This is a genomic window from Sphingomonas yabuuchiae, assembly GCF_001477495.1.
GTDB lineage: Bacteria > Pseudomonadota > Alphaproteobacteria > Sphingomonadales > Sphingomonadaceae > Sphingomonas > Sphingomonas yabuuchiae_A.
On sequence record NZ_LDTF01000015.1, the window covers coordinates 1 to 12,089 of the forward strand.

Below are 12,089 nucleotides of genomic sequence, written 5' to 3' on the forward strand. Positions count from 1 at the left end.
GGCCAGCGTATCGAGAAGCAACAGGCCCACCGCCCCGTCCCGCCCCCCGGCCGCGTCCTTCAACCAGCGGTTCCGCATTCCGGGGGTCGAGGCGTCATGGGCGATCGTCGTCATGGCCCGACCGTCGCCGCGACTGGCCGACCTGTCTTTGACCGCGGTCAATGTCGGCACGGCGCGCCAGGCCTAGCGAGTCGCTCGGCAAGGGGCCGGGGGCGGCTCCTATTATGGAGACATGCTATGGACCCCGGCGTCGTAGACCTGTCGCGACTGCAATTCGCGGCCACCGCCTTGTATCACTTCCTGTTCGTGCCGCTGACGCTCGGCCTGTCGATGATGTTGGTCATCATGGAATCGGTCTATGTCATGACCAACCGCCCGGTGTGGCGCGTGACCACGCGCTTCTGGGGTAAGATCTTCGGCATCAACTTCGTACTCGGCGTCGCCACCGGCCTGACCATGGAGTTCCAGTTCGGCACCAACTGGTCCTATTTCTCGCATTATGTCGGCGACATCTTCGGCGCGCCGCTGGCGATCGAGGGGCTGATGGCCTTCTTCCTGGAGGCGACGTTCGTCGGGCTGATGTTCTTCGGCTGGGATCGTCTGTCGAAGCTGGGGCATCTGATCGTCACCTTCATGGTGGCGCTCGGCACCAATTTATCGGCGCTGTGGATCCTGATCGCCAATGGCTGGATGCAGAACCCGGTGGGCGCGAGCTTCAATCCCGACACGATGCGGATGGAAGTGAGCGACTTCGGCGCGGTGCTGTTCAATCCCGTCGCGCAGGCGAAGTTCGTCCACACGGTCAGCGCGGGCTATGTCTGCGCCTCGGTCGTGGTGCTGGGCGTGTCGGCATTCTGGTTGCTCAAGGGCCGTTTCCTGCCCGTCGCGCGCCGGTCGATGACGGTGGCGGCGGCGTTCGGTCTCGCCTCCTCGCTATCGGTCGTCGTGCTGGGTGACGAGAGCGGCTATGCGCTGACCGACAACCAGAAGATGAAGCTCGCCGCGATCGAGGCGGTCTGGCACACCGAGCCCGGCCCCTCGGGCCTCACCCTGTTCGGCCTGCCCGACACAGTGGCGCGCGAGACGCGCTACAAGGTCGAAATCCCCTGGGTGCTGGGCCTGATCGCGACGCGCAGCCTGGACGGGACGGTCGCGGGCATGTCCGAACTGGTGCTCAAGGCGCAGGAGCGCATCGCCTCGGGCGTGATCGCCTATGACGCGGTGCAGCAGCTGAAGGCGAACCCGAACGACGTCGCCCAGCGCGCCCGGTTCGAGGCCCACAAGCGCGACCTGGGCTATGCGCTGCTGCTCAAGCGGCAGATGGCCGACCCGCGCGCCGCGACTGCGAAGCAGATCGAGGCGGCGGCCTGGGACACGGTCCCCAATGTCGGCCTGCTCTTCTGGAGCTTCCGCATCATGGCCGCGATCGGCTTTGCAATGATCGCATTGTTCGCCACCGCCTTCATCCTGTGTTCGCTCCGGATGCACATGGATGCCCGCTGGTTCCTCCGCCTCGCGGTGGCGGCGATCCCGTTGCCCTGGGTGGCGATCGAGCTCGGCTGGCTGGTCGCCGAACTGGGACGACAGCCCTGGGCGATCGAGGGTGTGCTGCCGACCTTCCTCGCGACCAGCTCGCTGTCGCGCGGGGCGCTGTGGACCACGCTGGCCGGGTTTACCGCGCTCTACGGCGTGCTGGCGGTGATCGAGGTGCGCCTGATCCTCGCCGCCATCGCACACGGCCCAGAGGAGCGAGACGACCAGCCCGCACCCGGACCGATCCCCGCCGCCACTCCCGTCACCGCCTGAAGGAGGCCAGGACATGTTCGACTATGAGATGTTGCGCCTGATATGGTGGGCGCTGCTGGGCGTGCTGCTGATCGGCTTTGCGCTGACCGACGGGTTCGACCTGGGGGTCGCCGCCCTCCTGCCCTTCGTCGCGAGGAGCGATGCCGAGCGGCGGATGGTCATCAATTCCATCGGGCCGACCTGGGAGGGAAACCAGGTCTGGTTCATCCTGGGCGGCGGCGCGATCTTCGCGGCTTGGCCGTTCGTCTATGCGGTCAGCTTTTCGGGCTTCTACCTCGCGATGTTCCTGGTGCTGGCTGCGCTGATCCTGCGGCCGGTGGGGTTCAAATATCGCTCGAAGCGGCCGGACCCGGCCTGGCGCACCCGCTGGGACTGGGCGCTGTTCGTCGGGGGACTGGTGCCAGCCCTCGTCTTCGGCGTCGCGGTCGGCAATGTGCTGCTCGGCGCGCCCTTCCGCTTGGATGGAGACCTGCGCGCCTTTTACGACGGCACTTTGCTTGGGCTGTTCACGCCCTTCACGCTGGTCTGCGGGCTGTTGTCGGTGGCGATGCTGGTGCTGCACGGCGCGGCGTGGCTGTCGATCAAGGTCGAGCATGGTCCCGTCCATGACCGGGCGCGGGCGTTCGGTACGGCGGCGGCCATCGCCTCCATCCTGTTGTTCGCGGTCGGCTTCGCCTTCGTCGCATGGGGCGATATGGGCTATCGGATCGTCGGCGCGGTCGATCCGCTCGGCCCGTCCAACCCGTTGCGCATGACGGCGGAGCAAGCGGGCGGCGCATGGTTCGACAATTATGCGACCTATCCCTGGATGATGGCGCTGCCCGCACTGGGCTTCGCCGGGGCCGCGCTGGCGCTGATTGGTATCCGCAGCGGTCGTGAGGCGCTGGCCTTTGCCGGATCGTCGCTCGCCGCGACGGGGATCATCGCCACCGTCGGCTGCGCAATGTTCCCCTTCATCCTGCCGTCGAGCATCGACGCGCATAGCAGTCTGACGGTGTGGAACGCCTCGTCCACGCAGAAGACGCTGGGCATCATGCTGTTCGTCACGCTCGTCTTCCTGCCGATCGTGCTCGCCTACACCGCCTGGGCCTATCGGGTGATGTTCGGCCGCGTGACGGCGGACGCGGTGCGCACCAATCCCGACTTCTACTGAGAAAGGAACGACCCATGTGGTATTTCTCCTGGGTCCTGGGCCTCGGCCTGGCGATCGGCTTCGGCATCCTCAACGGCATCTGGCACGAATTCCATCTGCCGCACGAGGACGACGTGTCACCGCGACACTGACAGATAGGACAATCCGTCCGACGACAGGGGATCATGGCGGCGCTATAGGGCAAGGCCATGATCCCGAACGACATCTGTGCCGATTGCGCGGTGCGCGACCGGGCCTTGTGCGGCAGCCTCGACGACCGGGAATTGCTCGCCCTGAACGCCATCGGCCAGCGCCGCCGGGTCGCGCGCGGCCAGACCATCGCCTGGGCAGGCGACGAGGCGGTGATCTGTGGCAACCTGCTGACGGGCGTGCTGAAGCTGGTCGCCGCCACCGCCGACGGCCGCGAGCAGACGGTCGGCCTGCTCTACCCCGCCGACTTCTTCGGACAGCCCTATGCGGGCGATGTCGACTTCACCCTGACCGCGCTGACCGAGGCGGAACTCTGCGTCTTTCCCCGCGCCGCGTTCGAGCGGGTGCTGGAAGATCATCAGCGCATGGAGCGCCTGCTGCTCCAGCGCACCTTCGAATCGCTGAACGAGGCGCGCGGGCGGATGCTGATGCTGGCGCGCAAGTCGGCGGGGGAGAAGCTGGCGGGCTTCCTCCTCGACATGGCGGCACGCGCCGGGGCCAGCGGGTGCCGGGCCAGCCGCGACGGGCCGGTGACGTTCGATCTGCCGCTAACGCGCGGGCAGATCGCCGATGTGCTGGGTATGACGATCGAAACGGTCAGCCGCCAGCTGACTCGGATGAAGCAAAGCGGCGTGATCGGCCTGCCCGGCGGCCGCGCCATCACGATCAGCGACCGTGAGGCATTGGCGGCACGTGCCGAGGCCGCTTAAGCCGCCAAACTTTCCGCCAGCGCATCGACCAGCAGGCCGCGCGCCTCCGGGGTCAGCCGGTGCCCCGCCAGCGCGATGATGGCCAACTGCTCGAAATCGACCGCGCGGCGACATCCGGTGAAGAAGCTGCGCAGCATATGGCCCAGCGTCTCGGGCGCGGCGAAGGCATCCGCCTCGTCAAAGGCCGCGACCATTTCGCGCGCCGCTGCCGCATCCGCCTCATGCCGGTGGCGGACATGGTCGAGGAGCGTGTCGGTGAGCGGATCGGCCCGTCCGTTGGACAGCATCGCCTCCAGATAGACGCCGTCCGCCTGCGCCCCCCGCGTCACCAGCGCCTCCAGCGCCTGCAGGAACAGCGTCATGGTCGCGGCGTCGGGACGATCGGGCAAGGCGTCCGCCATCGCCTCCGCCTGCCCGCACAGCGCCAGCCGACGACGATGCTCCTGGACCAGGCGGATCAGGTCGATTTCCTGAATGACGTGCCAGCGCCGCGCGAACGACACGACGCTGCCTTGAAGCGGGTTGCGATCCATCGCGGGTCTTCTCCTTCGTCCCCCTGATGACGAAGGGCGGTGCACCCCGCATTGACGATGGTCAAAGCACCGGGCCGCAGCCCTCAGCGCTGGCGGGCGAGGTGCCGGTGGATGGTGCTGCGATGGACGCCCAGTTGCCGCGCCGCCGCCGAGACATTGCCGTCATGCGCCGCCAGTGCCGCGTCGATCGCCTCCGCCCGCTCGAAGGCCAGTGGGCGCGCCACCGACAATTCGATGCCGCCGCCCCGAACATCGGCGTCCCAACCACCGATCAGCGTCGCGCCATTCGTCAGGCGCAGATGTCCCCGCGCCGCCTGACCGCGCATATCAAGTAGCTCGCCCAGCGCGGTATCGTCCAACGCCTCCCAGCTGCGCCCGACCAGCGACAGGCCACGGCGATTGGCGGCGACCAACTGCTCGTCGCGGAACACCAATATCCCCTCCCGCGCGGTGCCCAGCATCGCCGCATCGTCGTGCATCCGCAGCACGCGGCAATCGGTGAAACCTGAGCGGAAAAGGCGATGCTCGATCTGATCGACCGCCAGCCGGATCAGACCCAGCGCATGGCCATGGCCATTTACCGACGGGCCCGAGATATCCAGCGCGCCGACGATCGCGCCGCGCGGGTCGAGTACGGGGGTTGCAGCGCAACTCAATACCGCATGCTCGGCAAAGAAATGCTCCGGACCATGGACGGCAATCGGGCGACGCTCGGCAATAGCGGTGCCGATCGCGTTGGTGCCGGTGCTCGCCTCGGTCCAGGACACGCCGGGGCGTAGCGCCACCTGCGCGGCGCGCGACAGGAAGCCGGTGTCGCCGATGCTGTCCAGGATCATGCCGTCCGCATCGGCCAGGATCACGACGCTGCCCGTATCGCGCGCCTCGCCCGCCAGCATCTCCAGTTCGGGGCGGCACAGACGGCGCAGCGACTCTCGCCGCTGGCGAAGCGCAGTGAGGTCGCTCTCGGTCAGCGGACCGCCATCACGTCGCCGTCCTTGCGCCAGGCCCATGTCGGTGCATCGTAACCAGGAGCGCAACACCGGCTGGCGCACGCTTTCCAGCGGCAACTGCCCCTCGTCGAAATAGGCGCGTCGCCCCTGCTCTATTCCGGCGCCGTCCATCGCCGCATCCTTCTCCCACTGTCGCAAGTTGCGACACTGGCGCGCCTTCGCGTTGCGCCATGCGACACATGCTACGCTTAGCCCGCAGAAAGTCCATCATCGCACAGACACTTCGTCGCGGATCGGCTTGTCGTCGGCTGGGGACAGGCAGAGCCTTTGTTTCATACGAAACGAAGGAGAGGTTGCATGACGATCCAGGAAGCCATCAAGGCCCGCACCGCGCCGTTCAAACAACGCTACGCCAATTTCATCGGCGGCCGCTGGGTCGATCCGGTCGATGGGCGCTGGTTCGACAATAGATCGCCGATTGACGGGCAAGTTATCTGCCAGGTCGCGCGCAGTCAGGCGGCCGATATCGAACTGGCGCTCGACGCCGCGCACAAGGCCAAGGACGGCTGGGGCCGCACCAGTGTCGCCGAGCGTGCGCTGATCCTCCACCGCATCGCCGACCGGATGGAAGAAAACCTGTCGCTCCTCGCGACCGCCGAGACCTGGGACAATGGCAAGCCGATCCGCGAGACGACCGCCGCCGACCTGCCGCTGGCCATCGACCATTTCCGCTATTTCGCCGGATGCATCCGCGCTCAGGAAGGCGGGATTTCCGAGATCGACCACGATACCGTCGCCTATCACTTCCACGAGCCGCTGGGCGTGGTGGGTCAGATCATCCCGTGGAACTTCCCGCTGCTGATGGCCTGCTGGAAGCTGGCGCCCGCGCTGGCCGCGGGCAATTGCGTGGTGCTGAAACCCGCCGAACAGACCCCTGCCTCGATCATGGTGCTGGCCGAACTGATCGCCGACCTGCTGCCTGAGGGCGTGCTCAACATCGTCAACGGCTATGGCGTCGAGGCGGGCAAGCCGCTTGCGCAGAACTCGCGCATCGCCAAGATCGCCTTTACCGGCGAGACGACGACCGGGCAGCTCATCATGTCCTATGCGTCCGAAAACCTGATCCCGGTCACGCTCGAACTGGGCGGCAAGAGCCCCAACATCTTCTTTTCCGACGTGGCCGCCAAGGACGACGATTACTTCGACAAGGCCATCGAAGGCTTCGCCATGTTCGCGCTAAACCAAGGCGAGGTCTGCACCTGCCCCAGCCGCGCGCTGGTGCACGAGTCCATTTACGACCGCTTCATGGAAAAGGCGGTCGCGCGGGTCGAGGCGATGATCCAGGGCGATCCGCTCGACCCCGCCACGATGGTCGGCGCACAGGCCTCGCAGGAGCAAATGGACAAGATCCTCGGCTATCTCGACATCGGTCGGGACGAAGGGGCCAAGGTGCTGACCGGCGGCACCCGCAACCGGCCCGAAGGGCTGGAGGGCTATTACGTCAAGCCAACCGTGCTCAGCGGCCACAACAAAATGCGGGTGTTCCAGGAGGAGATTTTCGGCCCCGTCGTCTCGGTCGCGACCTTCAAGGACGATGAGGAAGCGCTGCGCATCGCCAACGACACGCTTTACGGCTTGGGCGCGGGCGTGTGGACGCGCGACGGCACCCGCGCCTATCGCATGGGCCGCGCGATCCAGGCGGGCCGCGTGTGGACCAACTGCTACCACGCCTATCCCGCGCACGCGGCGTTCGGCGGCTATAAACGCTCAGGCATCGGGCGCGAGACGCACCGCATGATGCTGGATCACTACCAGCAGACCAAGAATCTGCTCGTCAGCTATTCAACCAAGAAGCTCGGCTTTTTTTGACGGCGGTCAAGGCAGGGACCGGCGCGGGCGCCCATCCCTGCCTCATCACATCCGACAGGAGAAACACCATGGCGAAGACGATGAAGGCCGCCGTCGTGCGGGCATTCGGCCAACCCCTGACCATCGATGAAGTCCCCGTGCCCGAGGTCAGCGACGGCCTGATCCAGGTCGCGATCCAGGCCTCTGGCGTGTGCCACACCGACCTGCATGCCGCCGAGGGCGACTGGCCGGTCAAGCCCAACCCGCCCTTCATTCCGGGGCATGAGGGCGTCGGCTATGTCTCGGCGGTCGGCAAGGGCGTCAAGCACATCAAGGAAGGCGACCGGGTCGGTGTGCCCTGGCTCTACACTGCCTGCGGCCACTGCGTGCATTGCCTGGGCGGGTGGGAGACGCTGTGCGAGAGCCAGCTCAACACCGGCTATTCGGTCAATGGCGGTTTCGCCGATTATGTCATCGCCGACCCCAATTTCGTCGGCCACCTGCCCGCCAATATCGGCTTTACCGAGATCGCGCCCGTGCTGTGCGCCGGGGTGACGGTCTATAAGGGGCTGAAGATGACCGATACCAAGCCCGGCGATACGGTCGTCATCTCCGGCATCGGTGGGCTTGGGCATATGGCCGTGCAATATGCGGTCGCCATGGGGCTGAACGTCGCGGCGGTCGATGTCGACGACGCCAAGCTGGACCTCGCCCGGCGGCTGGGCGCGAAGGTCACCGTCAATGCGCGGACAGAGGCCGACCCGGCGGCGGCGATCAAGCGCGAGACCGGCGGCGGCGCGCAGGGGGCGCTCGTCACCGCCGTCAGCGAAAAGGCGTTCGCGCAGGCCGTGGGCATGATGGCGCGGGGCGGCACCGTCGCGCTCAACGGCCTGCCGCCGGGCGACTTTCCGCTCAACATCTTCGGGCTGGTGCTGAACGGCATCACCGTGCGCGGATCGATCGTCGGTACGCGGCTCGACCTTCAGGAGTCGCTCGACTTCGCCGCCGACGGCAAGGTCAAGGCAACCGTCGCCACCGCGCCGCTCGCCGAGGTCAACCAGGTGTTCGACCAGATGCGCCGTGGCCAGATCGAGGGCCGCATCGTCCTCGACCTGGCGGCCTGAAATCGCGGCGGGCGGTGGCTCCGGCCCCGCCCGCCAGCGTTGGAGAAACAATGACCGACCGTATCGCCTGTGCCGCCCTTCGTTCGCGTATCACCGATGCCGACACCGCCTCCGCCCTGATCCGCCCCGGCGAAACGGTGGCGACCAGCGGTTTCACCGGCTCCGGCTATCCCAAGATGGTGCCCCAGGCGCTGGCCAGGCACATCGCCGAGTCCCATGGCGCGGGGCATCCGTTCCGCGTCAATCTGTGGACCGGCGCCTCGACCGGCCCCGAGTTGGACGGCGCGCTGGCGGCGGTCGACGGCATCGCCCAGCGCCTGCCCTATAGCGGCGACCCGGTCGCGCGCGAGAAGATCAACCGGGGCGAGATCGACTATCTCGACATGCATCTCAGCCAGGTCGCACCGATGGCCTGGGAAGGCGTACTCGGCCCGCTCGACACCGCGATCATCGAGGTATCGGGCATCCGTGCCGACGGATCGCTCATCCCCTCGTCGTCGGTCGGCAACAACAAGACCTGGGCAGACCGTGCAAAGCGCGTCATTCTAGAGGTCAATCGCTGGCAGGACGCAGCGCTGGAGGGGATGCACGACATCTATTACGGCACCCGCCTGCCGCCCGAGCGCGTGCCGATCCCGCTGGTGCGGCCGGACGACCGGATCGGCACGCCCTATCTGGCCTGCGATCCCGGCAAGATCGTCGCCATCGTCGAAACCGAGGCCCCCGACCGCAACCTGCCTTTCGCCGCGCCCGACGACACCGCCCGCGCCATTGCCGGGCACGTCATCGAATTCCTGGCCCATGAGGTGTCGCGCGGGCGCTTGCCCCCCGCCCTGCTGCCGATTCAGTCGGGCGTCGGCAATATCGCCAATGCGGTGCTGTCCGGCCTGGTCGACGCGCCGTTCGACCCGATGACCGCCTATACCGAGGTGATCCAGGACGGCATGCTCGACCTGCTCGATGCCGGGCGCCTGCGCATGGCGTCGGCCACCGCCTTTTCGCTCAGCCCGCAGGCGGCGGCGCGGCTCAACGCGAACATGACCGCATACCGGGACCGCATGATCCTGCGTCCGCAGGAGATCAGCAACCATCCCGAACTCGTCCGTCGCCTGGGGTGCATCGCGATGAACGGGCTGATCGAGGCGGACATCTACGGCAACGTCAATTCCACGCTGGTGATGGGATCGCGCATCCAGAACGGCATCGGTGGGTCGGGCGATTTCGCGCGCAACGCCTATGTCTCGATCTTCATGACACCCTCGACCGCCAAGGGCGGCAAGATTTCCGCCATCGTGCCGCAGGCCTCGCATGTCGATCACATCATGCAGGACGTGCAGGTGATCGTGACCGAACAGGGCCTCGCCGATCTGCGCGGCCTGTCGCCGCGCCAGCGCGCACGGGCCGTGATCGAACGCTGCGCCCATCCCGATTACCGCCCGATGCTCGCCGACTATGCGATGCGGGCCGAGGGCGGTTCCTATGGCCTCCATGCCCCCGCGCTTCCTGGCGAGGCATTGTCCTGGCATCGGCGCTTCATGGAAACGGGGACGATGCTGCCCTCTTGACCGCGGTCAATGCGGCACGCGTGCCACCGATTCATCGGTACGGCAACCCAGGAGGACACCATGATCGCCGCCGATACCGAGATGCTCGTCACCCGCCACGGCACAGTGCTGCACGTCCGGCCCGCCCGCGAAGAGGACGAGCCCGCGTTCGCCGCCTTCTTCGCGAAGGTTTCGCCCGAGGATCTGCGCTTCCGCTTCCTGACCAGCGTGCGTGTAGTGAGTCACGAGCGGCTGTCCGGCATGATCCGTGCCAATGATGCAACCAGCGAAAGCCTGATCGCCTTTGACGACGGCGGATCGATCGTTGCGGCGGCGATGCTGGCCGGGAACGACATCGCGAAAACCGCAGAGGTCGCCGTCGCCATCCGGCGCGACATGAAGGCGCGAGGTATCGGCTGGACGTTGCTCGACCATCTGGTCGGTCATGCAAAACGAAAGGGATATCACACGATCGAAGCGCTAGAGGATCGCGACAACCAATCCGCCATCACGATCGAGAAGGAAATGGGTTTTATCCCTCATCCAGTCGAGAGCGATCCCATGCTGGTCAGGCTAACGCGCGATATCGTCTGATCGACGCGCGCCGCCTCGATAAGATCCTACCCGAATACGATGCCATTCACCCCTTCTCCCATTGTACATATGAACGCCAAAAGCGGTTGAATTTGACGTTTCCGATCGTATTTACATCCCATCATTTTCAACCGCGTTGGTACAGCGAGTAGGTACAGCGTGGCTGATCGTGAAACACAAAAAGCCCGGAAAACCGCGCCTTTTATGTTTGTGACATCCCTCCCGTAGGGGTCACCATTTCCCTGCCTTTTTTGGCGGAAATCGGCGAATTCAAATACATTCCAGCGACGCTCAGCCCACCCGGTGGCGCGAAATGAGGGTTCGATTGACTGTGCTGGACCGGTAAGCACGCTGCTGCCGCACAGCGCCGATGCTTCCGCGCCAGTGATCCGGATGCGCCGGAGTTTGCGCTCGACCTGGCGCCATCAGATCGAACGACTATGCAGCGATTTCAAGGATTGGCAACGGGTCGTTACCCGGTACGGCACGACGGCCGCAACCTATATCGGCTTCGTCGGCCTTGCGTCAGCTCTGCTCCGGCCGTCCTTTGTCCGCGACACCCAAGGCATCGCGACACCGTATCCGTCTTCATCTCCAACAAATGGAATGGAGCGAAAATGGAAACGACGCGTGGACCTTCGGCTTTTGAGGAACACCATTATTCGGTACAGGCCGTCGCCATCGCGAGCGCGCTGGCCGAGGGGGAGTGCGCTCATATCTACCGTGCGCAAACCCGCGAATGGCTCGATCACCTGGAGACGATCTCGCATCCGCCTTCTTGCGATATCGAAAACGGGCTCCTGTTTGCCGAATTCCTGACCAAACTCTGTCGGGTTGGTGCGGGTCTGGAAACAGATTTCGGGCGCGAGGCTTTGAAGGGTTCATAGGCTGGAGCTTCGACTATGATACCATTGCCGGTCGGCTGTTTCGCAGCGATGCTGCGGAGGCCGACGGCAAGAGGCATCACGATCCGGCAATGCACCTCAAGGCCCCCTGCCATAGCCTCGCGCGCGAATGCGCTTCACTTGAGACGTGACGCCAATCGCCGAGCCTATTCAACGACCTGTACCGGCGAAGTCGCTTCCATGGGTCGATACGTTCGCTGAAGGCAATGGCCTTCCCCAAGGTGAAAGTCATTCTGCTCCGTCTGTCTATTGCAGGTCGAGCGAACGATTTGGGCGCTGGCCAGGGCACGCGAATGGGGAATGGTGGCGTGATGTATCGAACGGCCTATGGCGTCACTGCGCTTCTGATATGTACAGCCGTGCCAACGCTGATCATGACGACCGCCGAGGCTCTGCCACAGGCGGAGATCGAGATTGGCGGGACTGGTGCCTGTCTTCGAACGGGCGGGATTGGCGTCGTCGTCAATGGCGCGCCCTATTGCCGCCTGCTAGATGGACGGGTGGTCGATCAGCGGCTGCTCATGTTTGGACGGCGGCGGCGTGCGGTCATGCCCAATCCCGCCAGCGTCCAATGCGAGCGATATGGCGGGCGCGTGGAGGTGGTAAACGGTCCCGCTGGCCAGACGGGCTATTGCCATCTGCCGAACGGAGCCGTCGTCGAGGAATGGGCATTGTTCCGTGGTCGCTAACGTCGCCAGAGGGACGGCGGTGATAGCCTCCGGACGTCGACAGA

At 65.6% G+C, this 12,089-nt stretch carries 12 protein-coding genes; 10 read left to right on the forward strand and 2 right to left on the reverse strand.

Annotated features, from left to right (window positions below; genetic code table 11):
• Positions 1-237 precede the first annotated feature (237 nt).
• Genes NS355_RS04495 through NS355_RS04505 form a run of 4 tightly spaced genes read left to right on the forward strand, consistent with a single transcriptional unit; the run spans position 238 to position 3,858 of the window.
• On the forward strand, positions 238-1,806 hold the full coding sequence (locus NS355_RS04495; RefSeq protein ID WP_058744598.1) for a cytochrome ubiquinol oxidase subunit I: 1,569 nt from the start codon (positions 238-240) through the stop codon (positions 1,804-1,806).
• 13 nt (positions 1,807-1,819) lie between these two features.
• Entirely contained in the window at positions 1,820-2,959 is a 1,140-nt protein-coding gene (gene cydB, locus NS355_RS04500; RefSeq protein WP_058744599.1) for a cytochrome d ubiquinol oxidase subunit II, read from the forward strand.
• Between the two features lie 14 nt (positions 2,960-2,973).
• Positions 2,974-3,090 (forward strand): cytochrome bd-I oxidase subunit CydX, encoded by a 117-nt coding sequence (gene cydX / locus NS355_RS18115; protein ID WP_017978496.1) that lies wholly within the window; start codon positions 2,974-2,976, stop codon positions 3,088-3,090.
• Positions 3,091-3,147: 57 nt separating this feature from the next.
• Complete coding sequence (locus tag NS355_RS04505) at positions 3,148-3,858, forward strand: Crp/Fnr family transcriptional regulator (protein ID WP_058744600.1); 711 nt, start codon at positions 3,148-3,150, stop codon at positions 3,856-3,858.
• On the opposite strand, the gene NS355_RS04510 is transcribed toward NS355_RS04505, so the two are convergent.
• Positions 3,855-4,391 (reverse strand): hypothetical protein, encoded by a 537-nt coding sequence (locus NS355_RS04510; RefSeq protein WP_017978494.1) that lies wholly within the window; start codon positions 4,389-4,391, stop codon positions 3,855-3,857. The genes NS355_RS04505 and NS355_RS04510 overlap by 4 nt on opposite strands.
• Positions 4,392-4,474: 83 nt before the next feature.
• Entirely contained in the window at positions 4,475-5,512 is a 1,038-nt protein-coding gene (locus NS355_RS04515) for a sigma-54-dependent Fis family transcriptional regulator (protein WP_017978493.1), read from the reverse strand.
• 186 nt (positions 5,513-5,698) lie between these two features.
• On the opposite strand from NS355_RS04515, the gene adh reads away from it, so the two are divergent.
• From adh to NS355_RS19275, 6 genes are all read left to right on the forward strand, one after another.
• Positions 5,699-7,210, forward strand: a complete 1,512-nt coding sequence (gene adh / locus NS355_RS04520; RefSeq protein WP_058744601.1) for an aldehyde dehydrogenase — start codon at positions 5,699-5,701, stop codon at positions 7,208-7,210.
• A gap of 68 nt (positions 7,211-7,278) precedes the next feature.
• Positions 7,279-8,313: an alcohol dehydrogenase AdhP gene (gene adhP, locus NS355_RS04525; RefSeq protein ID WP_058744602.1), complete on the forward strand. Its 1,035-nt coding sequence runs from the start codon at positions 7,279-7,281 to the stop codon at positions 8,311-8,313.
• 50 nt (positions 8,314-8,363) lie between these two features.
• Positions 8,364-9,878: an acetyl-CoA hydrolase/transferase family protein gene (locus NS355_RS04530; protein WP_058744603.1), complete on the forward strand. Its 1,515-nt coding sequence runs from the start codon at positions 8,364-8,366 to the stop codon at positions 9,876-9,878.
• A 60-nt stretch (positions 9,879-9,938) separates the two neighbouring features.
• Complete coding sequence (locus NS355_RS04535) at positions 9,939-10,451, forward strand: GNAT family N-acetyltransferase (protein WP_058744604.1); 513 nt, start codon at positions 9,939-9,941, stop codon at positions 10,449-10,451.
• A gap of 617 nt (positions 10,452-11,068) precedes the next feature.
• Positions 11,069-11,338 carry a hypothetical protein gene (locus tag NS355_RS04540; RefSeq protein WP_058744605.1) on the forward strand — a complete coding sequence of 90 codons (270 nt, stop codon included), beginning with the start codon at positions 11,069-11,071 and terminating at the stop codon, positions 11,336-11,338.
• Between the two features lie 377 nt (positions 11,339-11,715).
• Positions 11,716-12,045, forward strand: a complete 330-nt coding sequence (locus NS355_RS19275) for a putative hemolysin (RefSeq protein WP_244489553.1) — start codon at positions 11,716-11,718, stop codon at positions 12,043-12,045.
• The last annotated feature ends 44 nt before the right edge of the window (positions 12,046-12,089 follow it).